This window comes from Rudaeicoccus suwonensis (assembly GCF_007829035.1).
In the GTDB taxonomy this organism is placed as follows: domain Bacteria; phylum Actinomycetota; class Actinomycetes; order Actinomycetales; family Dermatophilaceae; genus Rudaeicoccus; species Rudaeicoccus suwonensis.
Map to the genome: position 1 here is coordinate 207,017 of NZ_VIVQ01000003.1, position 24,203 is coordinate 231,219.

At 66.9% G+C, this 24,203-nt stretch carries 22 protein-coding genes and 1 tRNA gene; 14 read left to right on the forward strand and 9 right to left on the reverse strand.

What is annotated here, in order from left to right; all coding sequences use genetic code 11:
* Positions 1 to 247: 247 nt before the first annotated feature.
* The gene (locus tag BKA23_RS15225; protein ID WP_145230014.1) at positions 248 to 526 is read left to right on the forward strand and encodes a hypothetical protein; all 279 of its coding nucleotides are present in this window, start codon (positions 248 to 250) and stop codon (positions 524 to 526) included.
* A 215-nt stretch (positions 527 to 741) separates the two neighbouring features.
* Complete coding sequence (locus tag BKA23_RS15230; RefSeq protein ID WP_145230209.1) at positions 742 to 1,029, forward strand: WhiB family transcriptional regulator; 288 nt, start codon at positions 742 to 744, stop codon at positions 1,027 to 1,029.
* Between the two features lie 97 nt (positions 1,030 to 1,126).
* Here the strand turns inward: BKA23_RS15230 and BKA23_RS15235 are convergent, their stop codons facing one another.
* Positions 1,127 to 2,449: an ABC1 kinase family protein gene (locus BKA23_RS15235; protein ID WP_145230016.1), complete on the reverse strand. Its 1,323-nt coding sequence runs from the start codon at positions 2,447 to 2,449 to the stop codon at positions 1,127 to 1,129.
* A 25-nt stretch (positions 2,450 to 2,474) separates the two neighbouring features.
* Entirely contained in the window at positions 2,475 to 3,320 is an 846-nt protein-coding gene (locus tag BKA23_RS15240) for a hypothetical protein (protein ID WP_145230018.1), read from the reverse strand.
* 163 nt (positions 3,321 to 3,483) lie between these two features.
* Between BKA23_RS15240 and BKA23_RS15245 the strand changes: the two genes are divergently transcribed.
* Complete coding sequence (locus BKA23_RS15245; RefSeq protein WP_145230020.1) at positions 3,484 to 4,068, forward strand: M48 metallopeptidase family protein; 585 nt, start codon at positions 3,484 to 3,486, stop codon at positions 4,066 to 4,068.
* A 16-nt stretch (positions 4,069 to 4,084) separates the two neighbouring features.
* On the opposite strand, the gene BKA23_RS15250 is transcribed toward BKA23_RS15245, so the two are convergent.
* Both BKA23_RS15250 and BKA23_RS15255 read right to left on the reverse strand, forming a co-directional pair.
* Positions 4,085 to 4,684, reverse strand: a complete 600-nt coding sequence (locus BKA23_RS15250) for an NUDIX hydrolase (protein ID WP_145230022.1) — start codon at positions 4,682 to 4,684, stop codon at positions 4,085 to 4,087.
* A complete protein-coding gene (locus BKA23_RS15255; RefSeq protein WP_145230024.1) occupies positions 4,681 to 6,171 on the reverse strand; it encodes a zinc-dependent metalloprotease in 1,491 nt (496 codons plus the stop codon). The genes BKA23_RS15250 and BKA23_RS15255 overlap by 4 nt, the downstream gene beginning before the upstream one ends.
* Positions 6,172 to 6,283: 112 nt before the next feature.
* Between BKA23_RS15255 and BKA23_RS15260 the strand changes: the two genes are divergently transcribed.
* Genes BKA23_RS15260 through BKA23_RS15270 form a run of 3 tightly spaced genes read left to right on the forward strand, consistent with a single transcriptional unit; the run spans position 6,284 to position 8,903 of the window.
* Positions 6,284 to 7,348 carry an NAD-dependent epimerase/dehydratase family protein gene (locus BKA23_RS15260; RefSeq protein WP_145230025.1) on the forward strand — a complete coding sequence of 355 codons (1,065 nt, stop codon included), beginning with the start codon at positions 6,284 to 6,286 and terminating at the stop codon, positions 7,346 to 7,348.
* Positions 7,349 to 7,350: 2 nt separating this feature from the next.
* Complete coding sequence (locus tag BKA23_RS15265; RefSeq protein WP_342783624.1) at positions 7,351 to 7,779, forward strand: molybdenum cofactor biosynthesis protein MoaE; 429 nt, start codon at positions 7,351 to 7,353, stop codon at positions 7,777 to 7,779.
* On the forward strand, positions 7,776 to 8,903 hold the full coding sequence (locus BKA23_RS15270) for a YlbL family protein (RefSeq protein WP_145230029.1): 1,128 nt from the start codon (positions 7,776 to 7,778) through the stop codon (positions 8,901 to 8,903). The genes BKA23_RS15265 and BKA23_RS15270 overlap by 4 nt, the downstream gene beginning before the upstream one ends.
* Positions 8,904 to 8,944: 41 nt before the next feature.
* Here BKA23_RS15270 and BKA23_RS15275 read toward each other — a convergent pair whose 3' ends face one another.
* On the reverse strand, positions 8,945 to 9,490 hold the full coding sequence (locus BKA23_RS15275; RefSeq protein ID WP_145230031.1) for a PPA1309 family protein: 546 nt from the start codon (positions 9,488 to 9,490) through the stop codon (positions 8,945 to 8,947).
* 113 nt (positions 9,491 to 9,603) lie between these two features.
* On the opposite strand from BKA23_RS15275, the gene BKA23_RS15280 reads away from it, so the two are divergent.
* The 4 genes from BKA23_RS15280 to BKA23_RS15295 all read left to right on the forward strand — a co-directional run bounded on the left by BKA23_RS15280 (position 9,604) and on the right by BKA23_RS15295 (position 13,683).
* A complete protein-coding gene (locus BKA23_RS15280) occupies positions 9,604 to 12,645 on the forward strand; it encodes a UPF0182 family membrane protein (RefSeq protein ID WP_246104687.1) in 3,042 nt (1,013 codons plus the stop codon).
* 139 nt (positions 12,646 to 12,784) lie between these two features.
* Positions 12,785 to 12,858, forward strand: a tRNA-Met gene (locus BKA23_RS15285).
* Between the two features lie 157 nt (positions 12,859 to 13,015).
* Positions 13,016 to 13,243: a FitA-like ribbon-helix-helix domain-containing protein gene (locus BKA23_RS15290; RefSeq protein ID WP_145230033.1), complete on the forward strand. Its 228-nt coding sequence runs from the start codon at positions 13,016 to 13,018 to the stop codon at positions 13,241 to 13,243.
* A 17-nt stretch (positions 13,244 to 13,260) separates the two neighbouring features.
* Complete coding sequence (locus BKA23_RS15295; RefSeq protein ID WP_281287577.1) at positions 13,261 to 13,683, forward strand: type II toxin-antitoxin system VapC family toxin; 423 nt, start codon at positions 13,261 to 13,263, stop codon at positions 13,681 to 13,683.
* A gap of 262 nt (positions 13,684 to 13,945) precedes the next feature.
* Here BKA23_RS15295 and BKA23_RS15300 read toward each other — a convergent pair whose 3' ends face one another.
* Entirely contained in the window at positions 13,946 to 14,548 is a 603-nt protein-coding gene (locus BKA23_RS15300; RefSeq protein ID WP_145230037.1) for a hypothetical protein, read from the reverse strand.
* A 170-nt stretch (positions 14,549 to 14,718) separates the two neighbouring features.
* Between BKA23_RS15300 and BKA23_RS15305 the strand changes: the two genes are divergently transcribed.
* The 4 genes from BKA23_RS15305 to BKA23_RS15320 all read left to right on the forward strand — a co-directional run bounded on the left by BKA23_RS15305 (position 14,719) and on the right by BKA23_RS15320 (position 18,530).
* Positions 14,719 to 15,294 carry an HdeD family acid-resistance protein gene (locus BKA23_RS15305; RefSeq protein WP_145230039.1) on the forward strand — a complete coding sequence of 192 codons (576 nt, stop codon included), beginning with the start codon at positions 14,719 to 14,721 and terminating at the stop codon, positions 15,292 to 15,294.
* A 108-nt stretch (positions 15,295 to 15,402) separates the two neighbouring features.
* Positions 15,403 to 16,620 carry an amidohydrolase gene (locus BKA23_RS15310; protein WP_246104689.1) on the forward strand — a complete coding sequence of 406 codons (1,218 nt, stop codon included), beginning with the start codon at positions 15,403 to 15,405 and terminating at the stop codon, positions 16,618 to 16,620.
* Between the two features lie 49 nt (positions 16,621 to 16,669).
* Positions 16,670 to 17,497 carry a hypothetical protein gene (locus tag BKA23_RS15315; RefSeq protein ID WP_145230042.1) on the forward strand — a complete coding sequence of 276 codons (828 nt, stop codon included), beginning with the start codon at positions 16,670 to 16,672 and terminating at the stop codon, positions 17,495 to 17,497.
* Between the two features lie 19 nt (positions 17,498 to 17,516).
* Positions 17,517 to 18,530, forward strand: a complete 1,014-nt coding sequence (locus BKA23_RS15320; protein WP_145230044.1) for an FUSC family protein — start codon at positions 17,517 to 17,519, stop codon at positions 18,528 to 18,530.
* Positions 18,531 to 18,572: 42 nt separating this feature from the next.
* Here BKA23_RS15320 and BKA23_RS15325 read toward each other — a convergent pair whose 3' ends face one another.
* From BKA23_RS15325 to BKA23_RS15335, 3 genes are all read right to left on the reverse strand, one after another.
* A complete protein-coding gene (locus BKA23_RS15325; RefSeq protein WP_145230046.1) occupies positions 18,573 to 18,800 on the reverse strand; it encodes a lipopolysaccharide assembly protein LapA domain-containing protein in 228 nt (75 codons plus the stop codon).
* 48 nt (positions 18,801 to 18,848) lie between these two features.
* Positions 18,849 to 23,123, reverse strand: a complete 4,275-nt coding sequence (locus BKA23_RS15330; protein ID WP_145230048.1) for a type VII secretion EssC family protein — start codon at positions 23,121 to 23,123, stop codon at positions 18,849 to 18,851.
* Between the two features lie 70 nt (positions 23,124 to 23,193).
* On the reverse strand, positions 23,194 to 24,183 hold the full coding sequence (locus tag BKA23_RS15335) for an ABC transporter substrate-binding protein (RefSeq protein ID WP_145230050.1): 990 nt from the start codon (positions 24,181 to 24,183) through the stop codon (positions 23,194 to 23,196).
* Between the last annotated feature and the right edge of the window lie 20 nt (positions 24,184 to 24,203).

Genomic DNA, 24,203 nt, shown 5'->3' on the forward strand with positions numbered 1-24,203 from the left:
TCCTTGAATATTCCTGGGAGCTGCACGACGCGCCACGGAGGCCACCGTCAGCGGCGTGACCGGGAGAATGTCTGTTGTCCAAAAGTGTTCACGCACAATGGTATTCGTCGATTTCGATGCACTCTGAAAACAAATTCATTAATTCAGTTGCCGACGTGCACGCGCGCCCCGTAGCCTGATGGTCGTTCAGCCCAGACGTTCAGGTGGCGTTCTGGGGACCGCGATGATGCGAAGGAGGGTTGGCGACATGGGAACGACGAAGATGACGCAGATGTGCAGCGTGCACGTCGCGATGCCGTGTGCCCAGATCACGATGCCGACCCTGTCCGGCATCCGCGTGCGCTTCCTGGGGACCAGTGTCTCGATCGATGCCGGCCGCACTTTTGCCACGGGCGACAAGTCGGTTGCGCGCGAGCGCGGCATCGGCGGCGCTGATGCGATGGTCCTCAACCACTCCTTCGGCTACCCGTCCGCCGTCTTCGAAGCCGGCGCGTGCCGTTCCGCTGTCGATAGACCACCTGTCTGAAAGGTATTCAGACTGAAGGTCGCATCGGCCGCGGAACCCACACAAGGGTCCGCGGCCTTTTTGTCGCCGCTGGCCGATCCGAATCCACCAGACAAGGAAAGTCCGAGCTGATGCAGCACAGCACGAGCAGCACGATCGAAGCCGGCGCACATCCCGCGTCGACATCGAGACACGAACCGCACACAAGGGGTCGGGAGGAGAAAGAGGTGACACCGATGATGCTGACCGCATTGATCGACGCCACGCAGGAGGTCGAGGGGCAGGACGAGGCGCTGCCGTGCCGGGTGAACGACCCCGAGCTGTGGTTCGCGGAGCGACCCGCGGACGTGGAGTTCGCCAAGGCGCTCTGCGCAACATGTCCGCTGCGCGCGGCCTGCTTGGCCAGTGCACTGGATCGCGAAGAGCCGTGGGGGGTATGGGGAGGCGAGTTGTTCCTCCAGGGCGTGGTGATCCCGCGCAAGCGGCCGCGTGGTCGTCCTCGCAAAGAGACGGTTGCGGCATGACGCGCAAGATAAAGCCGGCCACGGCTCGCCGTGGCCGGCTTTTTCATGCCCGCATCGTCGTGGGCCAAAGAGCCTCGCGCTTGCGCCGCGAGTCACCTCACTCCAGCGGCGGCAGGGCGGCGCCGGGCACGCACCGAGTGAAGATTTCGCGGGCCGGCACCGTGCCGCCGATCTGGCTCAACACCGCGATGCCACCCAGCCAGGCACGGTGGATCAGGAGGTACTGCGGCGGCAGGTTGAGCCGCAATCCGACTGCGAAGTTGTCGTTACGAGGATCGTTGATGTAGCTGAAGATGCTGCGCAGCCAGGGCCGGTCGAAACGGAACTCGTTGTGCCGCAACGGTTCCAGGAAGATTCCCAGATAGTCCAGCAGGTCGTCCGGGTCGACCTTGATTGATTCTTTGACAAAGCCTTCCGCGCGCAGTCCGTCGAGCACGGTGTCGGCGTCCTCCCGCAGCGCGGCGGTCATCAGCTCGCCCATCGCGACCGGCAGACCGTCCGGGAGGCGATTCACGGCGCCGAAATCCAGCACACCGAGTCGGCCGTCGTCCAGCAGCCGGAAGTTGCCCGGATGCGGATCCGCATGCAGCAGGCCGGCGCGATCGGGGCCGCCGACCAGGAACTCGAAATAGCGGGCGGCCGCGAGGTCGCGTTGTTCCTGGGTGCCGTGCGTGATGATCTCGGCCAGGGGGATGCCGTCGATCCAGTCGCTGACGATGACGCGGTCGGTCGCGGTCACCACCTGAGGGAGCAGATAGTGCGGGTCGTCGGCATATGCGGCGGAAAACTGCTCCTGCATCGAGGCTTCGAGGCCGTAGTCGGTTTCCTCCGCCATACGGCCCTTCAATTCGGCGAGGATCGGGGCGACGTCGAGCCCCGGCACCCACCCCGTCGTCAGCCGCAGCACCCGCGAGAGCTGGTTGAGGTCGGACATGAGGGCCTGCGCAGCGCCGGGATACTGCACCTTGACGGCAACCTCGCGGCCGTCCTTCCACACTGCGTGGTGCACCTGACCGATGGAGGCGGCGGCACGCGGTTTGTCCTCGAATTCGACGAACCGCGAACGCCATTGGTCACCCAACTGCTCCGCCAGCGCAGCATGCAGGGAGGACGTCGGCATGGCAGGTGCGGAATCCTGCAGCTTGGTCAGCGTCGCCCGGTATGGCGCAGCGACGTCGTCGGGCAGCGCCGCCTCGAACATGGACATCGACTGGCCGAATTTCATCGCTCCGCCCTTGAGACCGCCGAGCACCTTGAACAGTTGTGCTGCGGTCTGCGCCTGCATCTCGGCTGCGACTACTTCGGCGGGGCGACCACCGACGCGTTTGCCCAGGCCGATCGCCGCGCGTGCGCCGACGCCGAGCGGAAGGCTCGCGAGGCGGGCAGTGCGCACGACGGTCTTGCGTGGCAAATCGGTCATTGAACCATTGTCACCCCTGCGCATTTCACCCACAGCAGGCCGGGTGGCGGCTCCACAGATGATGGAGCACCCGCGGTTGGGGAGCGGCCACGGACAGACTGACGCCCAGCGGCAGCGGCCGGCCGCGGAGCACCCCGCGAGCGACGAGGCCGACGAGGCCGGCCGCGACCGCCGCCACCTCGGGATCCGCGTGCGCGGGCTCCTGCCATCGTTCCAGAGTCCCGCGGCCGGCCAGCCACTGTGCCCACCCCGGATCGTGGTCGCCGCGGTGCAGATCAAGGCACTGCGCGCACGGACCTGATCCGGGCCGCAGCAGGGGTCCGATCGTCAAACCCTCGCCGCTCACGATCACCGGCAACTGGCTGATGCCGTGGCGGTGCCATCGCCGTGCTGCCAGTGGTGGCAGGGCTTCCGCGGCCGGCAGCACCACCAGGTCGGGGCGCAACTGCACGACCGGCGGATCATGCTCGATCGCGGCGACCCCCACCGGATCGCTCGTGGTCTGCCGCCCAATCCGGTTGAGCACAGCGCTGATCTGATCCGCGACCGTGCCATTGCCCGCCACGACGAACCACCCGGGCGACTGGGCCGGGGGTGTGAGTCGACCCGCGGCGTCGTTGACGACGGTCAGGACGTCCGTCCAGCGGCGGGAGGGTTCGTGCCGCCGTGCTGTGAGGCGGTCGATGCCGCTGACCCCAGGACCCAGGGACACGACCGCACCCACCTCGGCGTCGGACAGCCCGGTCACGACCAGACCCGGTGTGCCCTGGCGCTCGAGCAGCACTTCGCCCGGGCCGCGGCGACGTGCGCTGATCGGCAGGATCTGTGTCGGGAATCGATGCTCGTCGACGGCAACGGACTGTGCGCTCATGATCGTCTCCGGAGTGCTCGGCGCGGATCGCGCTCTCGGTCGCTTGGTCGAGCCGTCACAGTGCCACCGGCGCAGCAGTGACCGCAGAAAATATCCACAGAAATCCCAGGACCGGAATGAGGTTCATCGCGTATGTCGGTGCTTTGGCCTAGGTTCAGTGATCATGGACCTGCCGCCCAACGTCGAAGTGCGGCGCTCTGCGCGTCGCCGTCGCACGGTCTCGGCATACCGCGAGGGCGATCGCATCGTGGTGCTGGTCCCGGCGCGGATCACCCGGGCGGAGGAGTCCCGGCTGGTTGCCGAGATGGTCCGCAAGGTCGAGTCCGCAGGTGATCGCAGCCCGCACACCGACGACGAGTTGCACGCTCATGCGCTGCAGTTGTCCAAGATCCACCTCGGTGGGCTCGCCCATCCGGCATCGGTGCGGTGGGTGAGCAACCAGAACTCCCGGTGGGGGTCGTGCACCCCGGTCAACGGCACGATCCGGCTGTCGGACCGGCTCATCGGTATGCCGGCCTATGTCCGCGACTACGTGCTGTTGCACGAACTGGCGCACCTGCTGCAGCCCGACCATGGCCGCAGCTTCTGGGCGCTGCTGGAGGCGTACCCGCACCTCGAGCGCGCTCGCGGGTTCCTCGACGGTGTCGGTTATGCCGGCGGGGTGACACCCGCGGACGACGGGAGCGGCTCCGACGACGCGGACACCGATGCAACCGACGGCGGCGTCGCAAGCAGCATCCCCGATTGACCGCAGTGCGGCCCGGTCACGCGCGTGCCAGTGTCGCGATGCAGTCGCCGAGCTCGGGGTCGGTGTCGCTCGGCAGGTGCTCGACCGGCCACCACCGCACATCGTCCGACTCGTCCGAGACCGCGATCGGCGCGTCCGCGGGTGCGGTCGCCGCCAATCGCAGATCCAGGTGCGACCGGCATCGCCCGAATGCCGCGGTCAGCGGGTGATGGTGCAAGAACAAGGCGCCGGGTATGACGCTCAGCCCGTTGATGCCGGACTCTTCCGATGCCTCGCGCAGGGCCGCCGCCTCGACCGAACCGTCGCCGTCCTCGAAGTGTCCGCCCGGTTGCAACCACAGCCGCGCCTTCTTGTGCAGCACGAGCAGGACCTGTGTGCGGCTCGCGTCGAAGACGACGGCGCTGGCGGTGAAGTGATCCGGCGGCCCGTGCCGCCACATCGCGTCTGGAAACGCCTCGAGGTGAGCGAGGAATTCATTCCGTTGCGGTGATGCCGGCGCCGCGGTCAGCAGCCGCCGTGCATCGAGCCACAACCGATCTGCGGCGGCACCGGGCGCCGCAGGACCCGACTGTGCGGCGGCGCATGATGCTGACCCAGTGGTGGGGTCGGTTGTCACCGGCCGTCCGCCGGGCCGTCGCCGCCGGAGCCGTCGTCGGGTTTGTCAGTGCGATCGGAGTCGTCGGCACCGTCGGCCTCGCGCTCGAATTCCGCCTGCCCTTGCGCGAGGAGGGCATCGAGTGCCGCGTCGACCTCGTCGCGTTCGGCGGCGACGGGGGCAGGATCGCGACGACGCTCGACATACGTCATCGGGTCGTCGAGATCAGCGGCACCGGGAGCGAAGTCGGGGTGCTTCCAGGACTGGTCGCGCTCCTGCGAACCGAGCGAATCATCAAGCGCGGCAAACAGATTGGCGGCATCGCGCAGGCGCCGTGGCCGGAGCTCGAGGCCGACCAGGGACGAGAACACACGCTCGGCCGGGCCACCGGACGCACGACGGCGGCGGATCGCCTCGGTCAACTGCGCGGTGTGCGGCAGGTGCGGGGCGGTGGCCTTGTTGGCGACGACCTCGACCCAGCCCTCGACGAGCGCCAGCAGAGTCTCGAGGTGGGCAAGAGCGCGCTGCTGAGCCTCCGAGGGTTCGGGGGAGAACATCGACCCCTGCAGGGCGCTCTGCATCGCGGCCGGGTCGGAGGTGTCGGCTTCGGAGATCGCGCGTTCGATGCCCTCGGTGTCGATCGAGATGTCAGCGGCATACGACTGCACCGCGGCGATCAGTGCGGGTCCCAGCCACGGCACCGAGTGGAAGAGCCGGACTCGTGCAGCCTCGCGGGCGGCCAGGTAGAGGTGGACCTCGCCGCCGTCGACGCCCAGGCCTTCGGCGAACTCGGCGAGATTGGCCGGCAGGATCACCACCGGGTTGCCCTCGACCAGCGGCAGACCGACCTCGGTGCCGCTGACCAGGTCACCAGCAAGCGCACCCACGGCTTGACCCACCTGCAGCGCGAACATGCCCGAGCTCATCTTGGCCATCATCGGCTGCATCTGGCCCATGAGCGCGGCCGGGTTGATGCCGGCCGGCAGGCCGAGCTGTGCGGCGTCCTCGGGGTCGAGGTGGGCCAGTTGCTCGCGCATCGCACCCTCGATCGCGCCGCCGACACCTGCCGCGACCGGCTCGACCAGTTGGCGCCACAACGGCATTGTGTGCTCGACCCACTCGGCCCGGCTCCACGCACGTGCCGGGCCGGCAGCGGGGAAGTCGGTGACCTCGTCGAGCCACAGGTTCGCCACCTGCACCACTTGCTCGACATCTCGCTGAGTGGCGGCTCCGACGCTCGAATCGCCTTCAGCAGCAACAGTCTTGCGCGCGATATCGGTTGCCATGGTGACGTTGAAGGCGCCGTCGCCCGGGTCGGCCATCATCGCCTGCAACTGGCTGGTCAGCATCTGCATCATCGAGGGATCGACGCCTTCGACGCCCATCTGCTGCAACGCGTCGGCCAACTGCGACGGATCGCCGTCGCCGCCCATCATCGAGCGCAGCAGCTCACCGAGGTCGGGTTGCTCCGGCTGGTCACCGGGCAACTCGGGCGGGTTGTTCGACATACGATCTCTCCTTGCCGCAGTGTGCGGTGGCACGACGGCCGTCAAGGTGGTCGTCCGCGCCGGTGTGTCTCTCGTCGTTTAGATAACCACGAATAAGGGAGGGTGAGTTCCTGTGGGTCGCGGTGATCGCTCAGAGCGTCATCTGCAGGTTGCCGTCACGCGGCCCGGCGGACCGGTTGCCGCGGCGATCTCGCGGGCGCTGACCGCTCGAGGTGCGATCTCGGGGGCGGGCACGGTCACGGTCCACGCGATCACCGACCATCTGGCCAGCCCCACCCTCGGCGAACAACTCGACGGCATCCACCATGTCGTGCACGTGGTGTCACCCACGATGCTCGATCACGATCTCGCCGAGGCGGCGGATGCCCGTCGCGACCGTCTGGTGCGCGAGGTGCGCACCCTGGTCCTGGCCTGTGCCGCCACCCGGGTGCACAGCCTGGTCGTCGTCACCGGCGCCCAGGTGTATGGCGCACGACCGACGAACCCCGTTCCGCTGCCCAAGGATTCACCGTTGCAGGCGGAGATCGGCCCCGGCCTGATCGGTGATCTGGTGGCGGTGGAGCAGGCGGTCGCCGACGCCCGACCGCTGTATCCGGCCCTCGACATCACCGTGGTGCGGCCTGCGGCGATCGTCGGTGACGGTGTCGACACGACCTTCACCCGGCACTTCGCCGCTCCTCGCCTGTTGCGGCTGGGTGACAGCGATCCGGCCTGGCAGTTCGTGCACGTCGAGGATCTGGCGACTGCTGTATGCCGGATTCTCGACCACCGGCTGGGACCCGTCGTGACAGTGGGTGCCCCCGGGTGGTTGCGGCAGGCGAAGGTCGAGCAGTTGACCGGTATGAGCTCGGTGCAGATGGGCGTGTCGACGGCGCATACGGTGGTCAGCAGGCTGCAGCGCTTCGGGCGGCTCAAGGCGCCGGTCACCGACCTCGACTACATCGCGCACCCGTGGGTGGTCTCGGCCGACGAATTGCACGCGGCAGGATGGCAACCGGCATACGACAACGAGATGTGCCTGCAGGTGCTCTTGCACGATGTGCGCGAGCGCACGGCCGCGTCGGTGCTGCGCATCGATGCCAAGGAGGGTGCTGCCGCACTCGGCGCCGCGAGCGCAGCGCTCGCGGTGGGCGCGACTGCGGCGATCATGCGGCGACGCCGCGGACGGAGAGGATGACCATGACCACGCTTCAGGACCGGGTGCGCCTGATCGATCTGCGCGAGACTCCGCTGTCGGTGGACGAGGTGTGGCAGGCGGTCAGTGATCCCGCGGCCGGCGGTGTCGGCTTGTTCGTCGGACAGGTGCGGCGCACAGATCACGCGAAATCCGTTGACTTGCTTGAATATTCGGCCCACCCGACAGCGCTGGAGGAATTGCGTGCAGTGGCGCTGGAGGTCATCACCGACGAGTGCACCGCCATCGCCGCCGTGCACCGCGTCGGCCGGCTCACTGTCGGCGACCTGGCGGTGGTCGTGGCGGTCAGTGCGCCGCACCGGGGAGAGGCCCTCAGGGTGTGCACAGCGATGATTGACACCCTCAAGGCGCGCGTACCGATCTGGAAGCACCAGGTGTTCCTCGACGGATCAGACGAATGGGTAGGGATGTGAGCAACCAGCCAGGCGGAGACCCCGCACCGGCATCGTCCGACACCGAGACCACGACGCCCGAGGCGCCTGCAAAGGCGCGACTCTTCGGTCGCGGCAACATCATCACCGCTGTCGTGGCGGTCGTCATCATCGCCGCCATCGTGGCGCTCAACGTCATCCACGTGCCGGTGGCGATCCTGCGACCCGGCCCGGTCACCAACACCCTCGGCACGATCGACGGCAAGCCCGTGATCCAGATCGACGGCGCCAAGCGGTATCCCGCCACCGGCAACCTCGACTTCACGACGGTCTCCATGGCCGGTGGTCCGCAGTATCCGGTCAGTGTCATGGAATGGCTTCGGGCCAAACTGGATTCGAACGCCGAGATCGATCCCGAGAGTGAGTGGTTCCAGACCGGCGTGACCTCCCAGGAGGTGCAGCAGCAGGGCAACGTCGAGATGACCAACTCCCAGGAGACCGCCGAGGTCGTCGCGCTGCGCGCAGCGGGCTACACCGTGCCGGAGAAGATCACCGTCGCCGGGCTCGAGCCGAAGGCCGCGGCGACCGGTTACTTCACGACCGGCGACGTGCTGGTCAGTCTGGGCGGTCACCCGGTGACGACTCTCGACTCGATCTCGTCGTACATGTCCACGGTCACGCCCGGCAGCAAGGTCGCCGTCGTGGTGACTCGCAGCGGCAAGCGGATGACGCTGCAGGTGCCGACCGCCAACGACGGCAGCGGGCACGCGGTCTTCGGCATCGAGGTGGTGCCGTCATACACGTTCCCGGTCAAGATCACCGTCAACGCCGGCGACGTGGGCGGCCCGTCCGCGGGCACGATGTTCACCCTCGGGATCTACGACCTGCTGACCTCCGGCTCACTGACCGGCGGCAACAAGATCGCCGGCACGGGCACGATGGCCGAGGACGGCACGGTCGGCCCCATCGGCGGGATCCGGCAAAAGATGCTCGGTGCCAAGGGAGCCGGCGCGAAGTTCTTCCTGGCCCCCGACAGCGACTGCTCCGAGGCCAAGGGCCACATCCCCAGCGGCCTGACGGTCATCGAGATCAACTCGTTCAGCGACGCGCTGACAGTGGTCAAGGAGATCGCGGCCGGCAAGACCTCGGGCTTTCCCGGCTGCTGACCGCTGCGCCTGCGCCTGCGTTCTCGTGCAAGCGGCCGGCGTCAGTCGTGCAGCGTCGTGCTGAGCGCGTGCACGAGGCCGGGCGCGATGTCGTTGCCGATGGCGACCTTGTCGTCACTGTCGTGCGCTCGCTGCCGCAGCAGGCAGATGGACTCACCGCTGCGCAGGACGGCCACGAGCAGGCGTACGTCCGAGCGGTCGGGGTGCGCGGCGAGCGCTTCGGCGGCCTCGGTGGGGTTATCCGGCAGGTCACGCTCGGCCTCCGGCGGCACCACGATGCGCTCCAAGGCAAGTGCGACGCCGTCGACCTCCGGCGGCCAGGCCAGTTGCCGCAGCAACGACTCGATGGAGGAGGTGTGCGGCACGCCGTCCTGCTCGATCGTGCTGTATGCCGCAGGATCCGCCGCGCCCAGTTGCGCCGCCAGCGCGGGCTCGCGTTCGAGCAGACCGGCATTCGTGGCGATCGCGAACAGTCGCGGTGCCTGATCCCAGCCGGCGGCCGCGACATGACGCTCGGTCTCGACCGCGCACTCACCGAGGGGGCTCAGCAGCGGACGTACGGAGGGGGTCTGATCGCGTTCAGGCATGGCCACCATGCTGCCGCACGCCCATGTCGACGGCGATCTGCGGGTGGCGGCCATAAGTTCGCGGGTTAGGTTGTGTCACCAGACCGCCCGATCGACCCAGAGGTCCTGCTGACGTGAGTGCTTCAGACGACGCCGCCGACAGTGGCGCGGATCGCGTGCCCCCCATGCCACGGCTCGGTCTGCGCACCGGTTTGAGCCGCCGCTCGAAGCGGATCCTGCTGACGCTGCTGGCGCTGATCGTCCTGGTGGTGCTGGTGCAGATTGCCGCGGATCTGTGGACCACCAAGCTGTGGTTCAACAGCGTCGGCTTCGGGATGGTGTTCCGCAACGAATACCTCACCAAGGGCGTGATGTTCTTGGTCGGCGGGTTGTTCACAGGCCTGCTGATTCTGGCCTCGATGTTGATCGCCTACCGCAGCCGCCCGCTCTACGCGCCGGTCAGCGACGAGCTCGACAGCATGGACCGCTACCGCCTGGTGATCGAGCCGTTCCGGCGGATCGCGCTCTGGGTCGTGCCGGTCTTCTTCGGACTGTTCGCCGGGTCGGCGGCCGCCGGGCAGTGGCAGACCGCGTTGTTGTGGTTGAACCGCCGCAGCTTCGGCGTGACCGACCCGGAGTTTCACAAGGACATCGGCTTCTACGTCTTCACGATGCCGTGGCTGGAACTGCTCATCGGCTTTGCCACGATGTCGTTGATCCTGTCGCTGGTGGCGGCCGTCGTCATGCACTACATGTATGGAGGAATCTCGTTGCAGGGCCGCGGTGTTCACACCACCAAGGCCGCCCGGATCCACCTGTGCCTCGTTCTCGCTGCGCTGGTGCTGGTGCGGGCCCTGGCGTACTGGCTGGGGCGTTACGAGCTGACTTCGTCGGGCACCTCGCTGATCACCGGCATCGACTACACCGCGCAGAATGCAGTGCTGCCGGCCAAGGCCGTGCTCGCGGCGGCGGCCGTCCTGTGTGCGGCATTGTTCGTCGCCACCATCTGGACCAAGACGTGGCGGCTGCCCATCATCGGGACCGCGCTGCTGGTGGTGTGCGCCGTCATACTCGGCGGGATCTACCCGGCAGTGGTGCAGCGCTTCCACGTCAAGCCCAACGAACAGGCGCTGCAGATGCCGTACCTGCAGCGCAACATCAGCGCGACTCGCGCGGCATACGGCCTGAGCAATGTGCAGGTGACGCAGTACACCCCGACGGCCGCGACCGGCAGCACCGATCAACTGGTGCAGGCAGCGAGCGAGGACCCCGGCATCCGTCTGGTGGATCCGTCGGTCGTCTCGCCGACGTTCCGGCAGCTGCAAGGGCTGAAGTCGTACTACCAGTTCGCCGACACCCTCGACGTCGATCGCTACACCGTCGGAGGTGTCGAGCAGGACACCGTGCTGGGTGTGCGCGAGCTCGACCTGGGCGGCGTGCCGGCTGCCAAACGCAACTGGGTGAACGACCACACGGTCTACACCCACGGGTATGGCGTGGTGGCGATCGCGGCGAACCAGAGCATCGGTCCGAGCTTCAACAACGACGCCAAGGGCTTCATGGAGTCCTCGATCCCGCCGGTCGGGGACCTCGGCAGCTTCCAGCCGCGGGTGTATTTCAGTGAGTCCTCGCCGAACTATTCGATCGTCGGCGGCCCGGCGAACAGCCAGCCACGCGAGCTGGACTACCCCAACACCTCCACCGGCGGCGAACAGCGCACGACGTACACCGGCGGCGGCGGGGTGGCGCTCGGCGGGCTGACCCGCAAGCTCGCGTATGCCGTGAAGTATCACGACTACAACTTTCTGTTCTCCAGCTCGATCAACGCGGACTCGCGAATCCTCAACGTTCGCAACCCGATCGACCGGGTCAAAGCAGTCGCGCCGTGGCTGACCGTCGACAGCGACGCGTATCCGGTGGTCGAAGGCGGGCACATCGTCTGGGTGGTCGACGGCTACACGACCACGTCGAAGTACCCGTACTCGCAGCTGCAGTCGCTCGGCGCGGCGACCTCGGACTCGCTCACCGCGAAGTCGGACAACCTGCAGTCGCTGTCAGGAGGTGCGGTCAACTACATCCGCAACTCGGTCAAGGCGACGGTTGACGCGTACACCGGCAAGGTGACGCTGTACGCCTGGGACCCCAGCGACCCGATCCTGAAGGCGTGGATGAGCGCTTTCCCCGGCACGGTCAAGCCGGCGTCCGACATACCGGCCGCGCTGATGCCGCACCTGCGGTATCCAGAGGATCTGTTCAAGGTGCAGCGCGAGCTGCTGACGAAGTACCACGTCACCGACGCGGGCCAGTTCTTCCAGGGCAACGACCAGTGGCAGGTGCCGGAGGACCCGACGGCGACGAGCGGTGCGGAGCAGCCGCCGTACTACATGTCGGTGCAGATGCCGGGCGCCAGTTCGCCGACGTACTCACTGACCACGACCTACACCCCGGCAGGCACGCGGACCAATCTCGCGGCCTTCCTGGCGGTCGACTCCGACCCGGGTGACACACCGGGCAAGATCGCGGCGGGGTACGGCTCGTTCCAGTTGCTGGAGATGCCGCGCAACAGCAATGTGACCGGCCCGGCCCAGTTCCAGAACGACGTCAACACCTCGGCGGCCATCTCGCCGACGACGCACGGAACGCTGGCGCAATTCAGGGCCAGTCAGACGCAGGGGAAGTCCTCGGTCATCCTGGGCAACCTGCTCACGCTGCCGTTCGACGGCGGTCTGCTAAATGTCGAACCGATCTACGTGCAGGCCACGAACTCGGCGTCGGCGTATCCGCAACTGGGTGCCGTTGCGGTCGGGTATGGCGGCAAGTTCGGCTGGGACACCACGCTCAAAGGCGCGCTGACGGCCTTGTTCACCGACGGCACGGGGTCGACGTCTGGCTCAGGTTCCGGCTCTGGTTCGGGCGGTTCGGGGACAGGCTCGGGGTCTTCCGGTGGAAAGAACGCAACCGTGGCGAGTGCGTTGGCGGCAGCCGAGAAGTGGTACAACCAGGCGCAGACCGATCTGAAGAAGGGCGATCTGGGCGCGTATCAGAACGACGTCAACCAGATGAACGACGCGATCAAGCAGGCCATCGCCGCCAACGGCGGGACGACTCCGAGCGGCACGCCGTCCGCCTCTGGGTCTGCCTCGGCATCGCCGTCGCCGAGTTCGACCGGCAAGTAGGCGTTTTCGGACGGGTTCCGGCCGTTGCGACCGGGCTGTATGACGGGGCGGGTGCGTGCGGCATACGTGCTCGGAACGCTCGGTCCAGAGTCTCGATTTGGTGAGCGGTCAGGGTTGCCGGTAACGTTGTGTTCACCGACGCGGGGTGGAGCAGCTCGGTAGCTCGCCGGGCTCATAACCCGGAGGTCGCAGGTTCAAATCCTGCCCCCGCTACAAAGTGAAGGCCCTCTGGTCAGCAGAAATGCTGGCCGGAGGGCCTTCGTCATGTGGCAGCGGGAAGTATGCGCGGGTTGCCCTCCGGCGTCGATCGGAAGGTCGTTTCGGCTCGTCCCGCGACTGATATCATCGATTTGATATCGGAGGTGAGGGCATGGAACAGATCTTGATCCGCAATCTGCCGACGGGCACCAAAGCCGCGTTGAAGCAGTTGGCTGAGCAGCATCACCGGTCCGTCGAAGCGGAAGCTCGCGACATTATCGCTGAAGCGCTCGATCGGAAGCCGGTCAGTCTTCTCGACCTGGTTTCGACCGACGTCGGAGTCGAGATCGACTTCGAGCCCACCAGGCTCGGCGTCAGCGCCCGCACCGCCGATCTGTGATCTGACACGTGCAGTACGTGCTCGACACCAATGTCATCTCTGCAATCAGAGTCCGTGGGCGAAGTCCCCAGGTGGAGAAGTGGGTGGCGGCAGTTCCGATCGGCGATCAGTTCGTCACGGCGATGACGATCGCGGAGATCGAGCGAGGCGTGGCTGCAAAGGAGCGTTCCGACCCGGCGCAGGGCGCGGTGCTGCGGTGGTGGCTGGAAGACCGTGTACTACCCGCTTTCTCCGGTCGAGTGCTGCCCTTCGACCTGCTCGCGGCACGGGTGTTGGCCGGTTATCGCGTGCCGGAGTACGCGCCGCTCGACGATGCGCTCATAGCTGCAGTCGCAGAGGCTGCGGGAATGACGGTGGTCACCCGCAACGCGCGTCACTTCGAGCCGCTTGGTGTGGCGTGCCTCGATCCGTGGGTGACGCCAGGGCGCGCGAGTCGCTAGAAAGCAGAGTCGATCTTCCACGCGGCTGCGTCCGAGGTGCTCAGGCTGCCTCCGTGGCTGCTCTGCGCTGCCCCAGCATGTGGGGCAGTGCAGAGCGCGGGTCGAGTGAGTGCGTTGGCCCTCTGCGCTCGCGGGTGGGGTCGCATCGTTCGCGCGGACGTGTGGCGCCGATTGCGGCATACCGAACGGCCACCCATGAGACCGCACGTATGACGCAGCAGTGGCCGGGAACGCTGCGCGCTCCCGGCCACTGCTGGGTGCGTCAGACGATCTGCGGCTCCGGCACGGCGGCGCCTCCGGTGCTAGCGGCCGTGCTGGTCGCGTTCTTGCGGCCGGCGTGCCACAGGCCGAGGCCGGCCAGGATGAGCAGCACGATCGCGCCGGCGAAGGATGCGAAGGCAGCGAGACCCGCGATGGTGCCCATCGTGGCGAACGCGTAACCGTAGAGCAGCAATCCGCGCAGGGTGTTGCCTTGGAACAGTTCGGTCTTGATCTCGGTGAGCTTCTGCGCGGTGGCCGAGTTGGGGTTGGCCGCGACGGCGGCCATCTGCTCGGTCGAGATCTGGGCGTAGGTCTTGCCGCCGCCGATCTCCTTCAGGTGCGCAGCGATGAAGTAGTCGGCATACGCCTTGGCCTGCGGACCGGTGGTCATGGTCTGACCGGAGTACTTGCCGAGTTCCTTCTTCATCAGCGGCGTGGTGAGAGCGGTGCCGCCGGGCATGGTGATCTGCTGCTGCGACAGTTGCGTGTGCACCTGGTCGCCGATGAAGCTGTGCGCCCACATCAGCAGGCCGCCCGCGACGAGCAGGACTATGGCGATGACGACTGAGATCCAGGACACGAATCGGTCCACGAAAGCACGCATGAGGTTCCTTTTTGTAAGAGTGTCGACGTGACAATCAACTACTACGTTGCGTAGTAATCAAAGACTACTACGCAACGTAGTAGTCTTCACAATGCGCTCGTGCCCGCCACGCGACGGCCGCAACGCAGAACGTTCCACCATCACGGGGCTGACGCCAGTAACGTCGGATCATGAATGCGGCTCCTGCCGGCGCGGTGCCGGTGCGTCATACCTACGTCGGGCACTTGCTGCTTGCTGTCGGTGTCGTCTCGGTGCTCGTCGGGCTGCTGATGCTCTTCCTGCCCCGGCACACGCTGACCGCTCTCGGCATCGTGATCGGTCTGCAACTGATCGTGATCGGGTTCATCCGCATCTGGGCAGTCGGCGCCTTCGTCGCCGCGTCCGGGTTGCGGGTGCTCGGAATCCTCCTCGGCGTGATCACGGTTGTGGCGGGCGTGATCTGCGTCTTCCGCCCAGGCACGTCTCTGCTGGTGATCGCGATCTTCATCGGCATCGGCTGGATCGCAGACGGAGTCGTCGAGATCGTCGCCTTCGCCAGAGGTGACGTGGCCCACCGCGGACTGGCGCTGTTCAGCGGTGCGCTCACGCTCGTCGCCGGTGTCATCGTGCTGGTTTACCCGCGCAGTTCGCTGGTCACGCTGACCCAGGTGATCGGCGTGCTCCTGTTGATCTTCGGCATCTCCAACGTCGCCGCTGTGCTCACTGGGCGACGTGTGGTCACGGCCGGAGCAGACGCCGACGTATGACGGTGCGCATCGTCATACGTGCTCAATCGCATCACCATCGAATTAATCACAGAAAGCTGCATCTCCATGACTGACCAGGCCAATTTGATTGAACATCAGGGTGATTCGGTGCCGCTCGACCTGATCGCCGTCTACCAGGATCTGCACGCCCACCCTGAGCTCGGTTTCGCAGAACACCGGACGGCCGGCATCGTCGCAGAGCACCTGCGTGCCGCGGGTTACGAGGTCACCACGGGTGTCGGGCAGACCGGGGTGGTCGGTGTGCTCGAGCGCGGGGACGGCCCGACGGTGCTGCTGCGCGCGGACATGGACGCCCTGCCCGTCGCCGAAGACACCGGTCTGTCGTATGCCAGCACCCAGGTCGCTTCACGCGCGGACGGCACGACCACCCCCGTGATGCACGCCTGCGGGCACGACGTGCACACCACCTGTCTGATCGGAGCCGCGTACGCGCTGGCAGCCGACCGGGGCTGGTCCGGACGTGTGCTTGCGGTCTTCCAACCGGCGGAGGAACTCGGCCGCGGAGCCCGGGCGATGGTCGCCGACGGGCTGTTCGACCGGTTCGGCACGCCAGTGGTGGTGCTCGGTCAGCACGTCGCGCCGCTGCCGGCGGGCGTCCTGGGAGTCCGGCCAGGTCCGGCCTTTGCCGCCTCGGACTCGCTGCGGATCACGTTGTACGGCAAGGGCGGTCACGGGTCGCGACCTGAGACGACGTGCGACCCCGTGGTCATGGCGGCGTCATTCGTGATGCGCCTGCAGACAATCGTGTCGCGGCTGGTCTCCGCCAACGATGTCGCGGTCGTCACGGTTGGTTCGATGCATGTCGGCACCGCGCACAACATCATCGCCGACGAAGCGGTGCTGCAGTTGAGCGTTCGCACCTTCGACCCAGCCGTCCGCGAGAAGGTGCTGGAGGCGATCGAGCGTTTCGCGCGGACCGAGACGCTCGCGGCCGGCAGTGATCGAGAGCCGCTCGTGGAGCTGATCGAGTCGTTCCCCGCAGTAGTCAACGACGGCGCCGCAAGTGAGCAGGCGAGCGCCGCCTTCGCTTCGCTGCCGAAGGTCATGGTGGTCGACCCTGGCAGTGTGACCGGCAGCGAGGACGTCGGCATCCTCGCCATCGAATCCGGGGCTCCGTGCGCCTATTGGCTGCTCGGCGGTGCGAATCCGGCGTCCTTCGCGGGGGCCACCTCGCTGCCCGAGATCCGCCAGATCGTCGCAAGTCTGCCGTCCAACCACTCGCCGCACTTCGCACCGGTGCCGGACCCGACCCTGCGCGTCGGAGTCGCGGCGCTCGTGGCGGCCGCGCGCAGTTGGTTGTCATGAGCGCGACGTTCCGGACAGTGCGAGGCCCGTGCCGGGCGGTCTGCTTCACATGACTCGCGAAGAACCATCACGCCGGTTGCTCGACCGCATCGCCGGGCCGATCGACGCCTTCCACGTCATGACCGAGGCCGACGCGGCCAAGGCCAACCAGGCACTGGAGGGCATGGTTGACGGCGATTCGGTCGAGGCCGAGATCCTGGAGGAGCTGCTTGACTCGCAGCCGCTGGCCGAGCCGGATGCGTTCCCGCCGCTGCACCGGGCATTCGTGCGGTCGCTGGAGGTCTACAACCGCAACGCGCGCCGCACACCGGCCGGGCTCAGCGCGGGCATCTTCACCCCTATCGTCACGCCGGTCGTCACGCTCCTGACCGCGACTGTCGCAAATTCCTTCCAGGACAGGGTGATTCGCGATGTGCGACGGCTGTACCTGATGCGTGAGGCGAACAGTCCAATGGGTTCACGCGAGCACCGGATGCTCGCATCAGCACGCCGGCAACTCGACGCGCTGGACGCCAACATGGCACGACGGGGCTCCGCCATACCTGCGTTTCTCGTCGGTGGTGCGGTGCTGTCGGCAGTCGCCTCGACCTTGAACGAGTTGCTGCGCAGCAACCTGGGTCGGCTGGGCCTGCTGATCGTGATCCTGCTGGTCACCATCGGGGCCTTCTGGTGCCTGGTTCGGGCAGCGGCCATCACCCGGCGACGTACTCGGCTGATTCTGGATCAGCCGATGGCGTTGCTGTGGGAGGCGATCGGAGGAGCGGGCAAACCACCGCACGAGCCCTCTCGGGCGTTCCTGGCCGCGGCCACCGTGCTGCTGATCCTGGGTTGGGTGCTCGCCCCATTGGCAGTGGCCGTGATCTTCAGCCTCACCTGAGCGGAATCGAGCATCCATCGTGACAGCGAGTGACCCTGTCGAAGCCCCTGCGAACGGCAAGCCGATCGGCCGGATCATTGTCGGGATCGTCGGCTGCCTGTTGCCGCTGGCGGTCATTCTGGCGAGCCCGCTGCGGGACGACGCGGTGCTGTTCTACATCGGCTTCATGCCGTCGTTCGTAGCGTTGCCACTTGGCAGCCGTCTGTCGGCGGCGGCGGCTGGCGCGACTGGTGTGGCTGTCTTCCTCGGGCTGTTGGTGGGTCACAACGCTGTCGTGTCAGGGCTGTTCATGGCGGTCATGGGCGTCGGCGTCGCGCTTTCACACACGCGTGGGTGGCATGCACCAGCGACATACGTCGCGACGCAGGCCGGTCTGGCCGTCGTCGCGGCACCTCAGGCGCAGTCGGCAACGGGCGGGCATCACGCGGCGACATCACTGGCCAATGCGGCAGTCGTGGGCGGCGTCGCACTGTTGGCGGGGCTGTGGGTGGCCGGGATCGGACACGTGACGCTGTCGTCGGTGCGCATGCGCCCTAAGACCAGGGACTGGGACGGCGAACTGCAGATCCATGCCGCCACGCTGGCGGGCCTGCTCGGCGTCAGTACTTTCGTGCTGGTGCACTACACCGGAGGCGGGAATGCGTGGTGGATCCTGCTCACGATCCTGGTCAGTGCTGCGCCGACATCGGCTGGCAGCATCACGCGAGCGGTGCAGCGAGCCGGTGGGACCGTGGTCGGCGGTGCAGTGGCGGCCCTGCTCGTGATCGGGGTGCACGATCGGACGGCGCTGATGACGCTCGGCGTGATCGCGGCGATCGCCAGCGCGGTGAGCTACCTGCGCGCGCCGTATGGCGTGTTCGCCGGGTGCCTGACGCTCGCACTGGTGCTGCTCACCTTCGCCGAGGGGCACCGACTGCGCGGCGATGTCGAACGCGTGGGATACACCGTGCTGGCTGCAGTTGTTGTGGTGATCGCTGCACTCGTCGTCGACTATCTGACGACTCGATACAGGGCTCGACCAGTCACGCTTTGACGGGTGTCGGCGGACACCGGCGAAAAGTTGTGGCGGGTTTGGTCACTTGCGGCGACGGAACCAAGGGAACATCGAACCCACGATCACACCGACCACGAAGATCACGATCAACCACGTCCACGACGGGGCGGTGATGTGCCAGAACAGAAACGAGACTCGCCCTCGCGCAGTGTTCTGCAGCACGAAGACCACTGCCAACACTGCGAGTACAACTCCGCCGATGAGGCGAGGGGAGACGGTGTGGGACTTCGATGCTGACTGCTCGCTCATGTCGCTGCCCTTCCGGTGATCGCCCGGCGTGTGCCGTGCACCTCCTGCCTACACGATCAGTGCAGTGTGACGCGACACCCGTGCCCGCGGGTCGGGCGGTGTGCCGATCTGAATCTCGGTCGCACGGCCGCGATGAGCGAGCACGCCACGCCCCGGGCGCGGGCGGTCGGAGGGGCCGGTCTGCACTCCGAGCAGGTCGCCGTCACGGCGTCCGGCCTGCAGCAGTATGCCGATCTGCCGGCGTCGCAACTCGGCCACCGCGCCACGGAAAACATTGGCCACGTTGGCGGACTGCCCTGTGGCGCAGGTGATTCCACCGTTGATGCGGCTGCGGTTGATGTGTTCGGTCACGATGTCCTCCGCCGGCGTGCCGAGCATGTCGTCCAGGTCGTCGACGAGCAGGGCGCCGTCGGGATGGCGACTCAGCCACGTCGCCACGGCGGCCGGATCGTCATACGCCATCGGTTCGACACCGGGTGGAAGCGAGTCGGGAAGCTGCCCGGCACCGGCGATCCAGCAAGCGCGGCGTCCGGCCGGCAAACGATGGGCAATCGCAAGCAGGGTCGTGGTGCGGCCGCTGCGAGATGGTCCGGCGATCAAGGCGGTCAGTTCGCCGGCGCTGCCGAGCGGCAGTCCGAGCGGTGCGGGACCGTCGCCGCCGATGCCGATGATGATCGAATTCGGCTCGGGCGCAATGGCATCCAGCGCGCAGGTGGATGGGATTCCTTCAAAGGTGCGCACACCGGATGCGGACATCGTTGCGGCGCACCGTCGGATCACCTCTGTGTCGGTGATGCCCGGATCTTCGCCGGTGAGCGCCGCCACCTGGATTTCGATCGCATCGGGGATGGTGATCCCGCGGCCAGGTGGCATGTGCTGTGGCAATTGGGTCGCACGAATGCCGAGCAGGCTCGCATCACCCGAGTCACTGAGTCGTAGAAGGACTTTCGCAGGGAAATGCCCTGCGATTCGCCCGGTGAAGAAGGCCCGTGCACCCGTTGCCACGGTGTGGATCCCGACGGCCGGTCCGTCTCGCAGGATCTGCATGACCTCGTCCGTGAGCCGGCCGGCGGTCACCTCCTCGCTCAGGTCGGTGAAGGTCTCCCAGTCGTCGATCAACAGCAAGATGCGAGCCGAAGTCGCTGTGGTCGCGTCGAATTGCTGCTGCCGCGAACGGATCTCCTCGGTCAACCAGGTGATGAGTCGGGTCAGTCGGGTGATCTCGTCGCGGCCGATGGCAGCGCCGCACTGTGGAAGTTGCTGCAGGGACGTGAGTGAACCCCCGCCGTCGAAGACGTACATCGCCATGCCACCGTCGGGCCACCGTGCGGCAGCCTGCGCTGCAAGCGTTCGGACAGCGGCCGTGCGGCCCGATCTCGAACCACCGACCACAGCGAGGTGCCCGTCGACGTCCGGTGCCCACGCCAACACGCGAGTGGTCTGCTCGGCAGGCAGGTCGGCGATGGCGAAGGCGATGGCAGTAGCCGGACCGATCACACCGGTCACGCTCATCGTCGCCCCGGCCAGTTCGCCGACCGAGACGGTGTCGCTCAGCGGATCCAGCCACGGTGACGGGGGAGCGTGAGCGCTCGTTGCGTCTGCCGCCTGCCGTATCGCCGCGACAGCTCGGTGCAGATCTGTTGTGCCAGAGTCGGTTTCTGGTCCGGCATCCGGCCATGCGACAGCACCTGTGCGTTCATCGACCACACCGACTTCGATGCTGCGGTCGTTCGCATCGCTGCACCCGCCGATGCGCGCTGTCTGGAACTCGACCTCCGCCGATCCGCCGGTTCGCAGGATGGCCCGCCCTGGTGCCGCGGCGTCGATACGCGCTGCCCGTGGGCTGCCGATGACATCGTGGGAATCTGCCTCCTCACGCACCCGCAACGCAATCCGCAGATTCACGTTGGCGCGGATGTCCGCAGACACCACGCCGGCAGGGCGCTGAGTCGCGAGCACGAGATGTATGCCGAGCGATCGTCCGACCGCGGCGATGCGCACGAGACCGCTGATGAAGTCGGGTAGTTCCTCTGCCAGGACTCGGAATTCGTCGATGACAAGGGCCAGCCTGGGCAGCGGACCCTGCGGATTCTGCTGCTGATAGTCATCGATGTCCTTGGCGCCCACGTCGGCCATCAGCCGCTCGCGTCGGCGTACCTCGGCCTCCAGCGACGCCAGCGCCCGTGCAGTCAGGTGGGCATCCAGGTCGGTCACCAGGCCGACGGTGTGTGGCAACCGGGCGCAGTCACGAAAAGCGGCTCCGCCCTTGTAATCGACCAGCACGAAGACGAGTTCGTCCGGCCGGTTGGCTACCGCCAGCGAGGTGATGAGCGTCTGCAGCAGTTCGGACTTGCCTGCCCCGGTGGTGCCGGCAACGAGCGCATGCGGACCGTCGGTAGCGAGATCGATCCACAACGGGCCTTGAGCGCTCACCCCGAGCAGCGCTCGTGTGCTGCGCGACCGTCGTTGCCAGGCAGCCGTGATCGCAGCACCGTCGGTCGGGTCGAGCCACGAGGCCTTGCGGCATACAGCTCGCAGAGTGGCCGATGCCGGCACCGCGCCGGCCGCCACGTCGCTGGTCGCGTCCACGAGGCAGGCCAGGCCACGTGCCACCGTGGTCGTCAACGCGGTCGTGGCCAGATCAGGTAGCCCGACCACATCATCACCACCACGGGCCATGACGGTCGTGGAGTTCGGAAATTCAACAGTGGCAACGCATTCGGCTGGCAACTGACCCATCTCGTGGGCGATCGCGACAACGGCGACTCCCACCCGCCGACCCTCGCGCAACAGCCTGCCGACGTCGTGGCGGCTGCTCAGCTGCTCGGTTCCGTCGAGCATGACGACCGTGTGGACCGGCGGCTCGCCGTCCCGGCCGATCGATGGGGCGTCTGCGACATCTTCGAGCAGGCCGTTGATCTGCTCGGCGCACCGCTCGTCCTGCGTCTCTGCGTCGCAGACGGTCGTGGCTGCCGCCGGCGACGACGTCAGGTGAGGTATGTCGCTGCACCACCGCCATCGTCCACGGTCGCGGCTCGACGCGCAGATGACGACGATCCGCAGATGCAGCGGCGACTGCCAGGCGGCGAGTTGCGTCACGAGGCCGGCCAGGACGGCGGGTCGCACGGCAGGGGCGGCGTTGATGCCGACGACGCGTGATTCGTCGAGATTCACCGTGATCGGCGCTTGTGGCAACGTCTCAGGACAACAGTCGCCGCCGATGGTGTTGTCGCGCACGGTAACTCGGCTGGTGATGGTTCCGGTGCCGACGCGCCAGGTCAGGTAGTCGACATCCTTCGGCGATCGCGACCAGAGCCGTTCGTCTCGCGTGCGCACCGCACGCAGAGCCTCCGTCAACGGCGGTGCGATGCGGCGCCGTATCGCCAGTTCGGCGCAACAGGCGGCGCGACGACGCTCCTGTACCTCAGCGACCGCCTGCTCGTATCTCGTGCGGTCGGTGCGAGCACGTGCTGCCCCGCCGCTCCTGTCGTTGATGAACTGCCCGAGCACCATGACCGGGCTGAGCAGTGCGAACATCAGGAACATCGGGTTGCGCAGCACCGCCACCATCACGCCGGCCAGCACGAGCGGCGCGAGAACCATCAGCCACGGCAACGGCCGTCGCTCCGGCGCACGTGGCTCTTCGGGGTGATACAACTGAATATCTTTCAGCGTCAATGCTTTCCGGGGCGCACGCTGGAACGGGATGCGGCCGGTGTCATCGGCCCGCACTTCCATCACCGCGGCCCTGGTGCGGTGCTCGAGCATGAAGGTCGTCGAGCCCGCACACAGCCGTTGCCCGGCGCGCAGCTCCACCGGTTGAGCATTGACAGGACCACGATCGACATACGTGCCGTTCGTCGACCCGCCGTCGGACACCATCGCCCGGCCCTGGTCGACGGTGATCAGCAGATGGCAGCGCGACAGATCCGGATCGTCGACGCGCAGGGCATTTCCGGATGCTCGCCCGACCCTGGCGACGCGCCCGGTCAGCCCGATACGGCTGCCGACGGCGGGCCCCTCGACTGCGACGAGTTCCAGCAGATGCTCGTCGTCTATGGCGGTCGGCGCCGCGCTGATCGTCGCACCGGCCAGCAACGGTGCGCACCCGAGAGCGTCATCGTCACCGACGCGCACGTCCATCACGTATGCCGCAGCGCCTGTCTCAATGCCGGCCTCGGCAAGTGCTGCGCGCGCCTGCGACCACGTGCAGTCCGTCGGCGTGCGCAGGACGACCACCCGCCGTCGTCCGGTTGCCGGGTCGAGCACGCCGAGTCGCAGGAGACGGCGGGAGGGCGGCATACCTGTCGATGGATGGGCCATGGGCGGCAGTATCCGTCGACGAACCGTCTTCCTGCTCCGGCCCTGTGGACAACGCGGGCGGGCCCGCGCGTCAGCCGGTGAACGACGTGTTGACGTACTTCGAGGACTCGATGGGAGAGCTGTAGCTCAGCGCGCCGGCGGCGATCCAGATGTTCTGCATGTTCTCCAGCTGTTGCGGCAGCGGTGCCAGTGTGGGTTCCCAGACGTTGTACGGCGCAGACTTGATCGAGGACACCGGCTGACCCGTGTACGCGCTGATGTCAGCAACGAGAGCGGAATTCGTGCGGTAGTCGCCCTGCAGGTCGCGCGAGGCCTCCTGCAACGCGTGCATGAAAGCGGTCGCGACCTTGGTGTTCTTGGCGAACGATCCGCCGTAGACGACACCGCCGGATGCCAGTCCCGAGGGCGGCACGGCGATGGCGGTGCCACCGGCACTGGTGATCTGCGTCGTGTAGGGCCATGAGGCGACGGCGGCATCGACAGATCCGGATGCCACGGCGGCCGGCATGTCGGAGGAGGTCAGGTTGACCATCGTGACGTCCTTGATGGTGAGGTTCGCCGACTTGAGGATCTCACCGAGAATGAACGCTCCCGCCCCGCCTGGCCCGGCGAGCACCGCAATCTTCTTGCCCTTCAGTTGGGCGACGGACGTGATGCCGGAGTTCTTGCCAACGACGATCTGCGAGGGTGCGTTGGTGGTGGAACCGTCGGCGACGTTCATCGAGCCGACGACCTTGATGTCGAGGCCGGCGTTGATCGAACTGAACAAACCGGCGCTGAATCCGCCGATGACGACATCCTCCTTGCCGGATGCCGCCAGCGGGATTGCGTCCTGACCTGACGTGACCTTGTTCAGGTCGACCTTGATGCCGTTGGCAGCGAAATATCCCTTCTTCTGTGCCACGTACAGCGGAGCAAACAGACCGAGCGGAACGTAGGCGACGTTGACGGTGGTCATTCCTCCCGACGACGAAGCACCCTTGCTTGACGAACTTCCGCATCCGGCAACGAGACTCGCGCTGACGGCGATGACCCCGACGGCTGCAACTGCTGATTTCATCCGAACTCCTCGTGAGGTGA

What these genes read in the sequence shown, in the direction of transcription:
- BKA23_RS15225 (WP_145230014.1), top strand. Translation starts at nt 248, where the DNA reads ATGGGAACGACGAAGATGACGCAGATGTGCAGCGTGCACGTCGCGATG.
- BKA23_RS15230 (WP_145230209.1), top strand. Translation starts at nt 742, where the DNA reads ATGATGCTGACCGCATTGATCGACGCCACGCAGGAGGTCGAGGGGCAG.
- BKA23_RS15235 (WP_145230016.1), bottom strand. Translation starts at nt 2,449, where the DNA reads ATGACCGATTTGCCACGCAAGACCGTCGTGCGCACTGCCCGCCTCGCG.
- BKA23_RS15240 (WP_145230018.1), bottom strand. Translation starts at nt 3,320, where the DNA reads ATGAGCGCACAGTCCGTTGCCGTCGACGAGCATCGATTCCCGACACAG.
- BKA23_RS15245 (WP_145230020.1), top strand. Translation starts at nt 3,484, where the DNA reads ATGGACCTGCCGCCCAACGTCGAAGTGCGGCGCTCTGCGCGTCGCCGT.
- BKA23_RS15255 (WP_145230024.1), bottom strand. Translation starts at nt 6,171, where the DNA reads ATGTCGAACAACCCGCCCGAGTTGCCCGGTGACCAGCCGGAGCAACCC.
- BKA23_RS15265 (WP_342783624.1), top strand. Translation starts at nt 7,351, where the DNA reads ATGACCACGCTTCAGGACCGGGTGCGCCTGATCGATCTGCGCGAGACT.
- BKA23_RS15275 (WP_145230031.1), bottom strand. Translation starts at nt 9,490, where the DNA reads ATGCCTGAACGCGATCAGACCCCCTCCGTACGTCCGCTGCTGAGCCCC.
- BKA23_RS15290 (WP_145230033.1), top strand. Translation starts at nt 13,016, where the DNA reads ATGGAACAGATCTTGATCCGCAATCTGCCGACGGGCACCAAAGCCGCG.
- BKA23_RS15300 (WP_145230037.1), bottom strand. Translation starts at nt 14,548, where the DNA reads ATGCGTGCTTTCGTGGACCGATTCGTGTCCTGGATCTCAGTCGTCATC.
- BKA23_RS15305 (WP_145230039.1), top strand. Translation starts at nt 14,719, where the DNA reads ATGAATGCGGCTCCTGCCGGCGCGGTGCCGGTGCGTCATACCTACGTC.
- BKA23_RS15315 (WP_145230042.1), top strand. Translation starts at nt 16,670, where the DNA reads ATGACTCGCGAAGAACCATCACGCCGGTTGCTCGACCGCATCGCCGGG.
- BKA23_RS15325 (WP_145230046.1), bottom strand. Translation starts at nt 18,800, where the DNA reads ATGAGCGAGCAGTCAGCATCGAAGTCCCACACCGTCTCCCCTCGCCTC.
- BKA23_RS15330 (WP_145230048.1), bottom strand. Translation starts at nt 23,123, where the DNA reads ATGGCCCATCCATCGACAGGTATGCCGCCCTCCCGCCGTCTCCTGCGA.
- BKA23_RS15335 (WP_145230050.1), bottom strand. Translation starts at nt 24,183, where the DNA reads ATGAAATCAGCAGTTGCAGCCGTCGGGGTCATCGCCGTCAGCGCGAGT.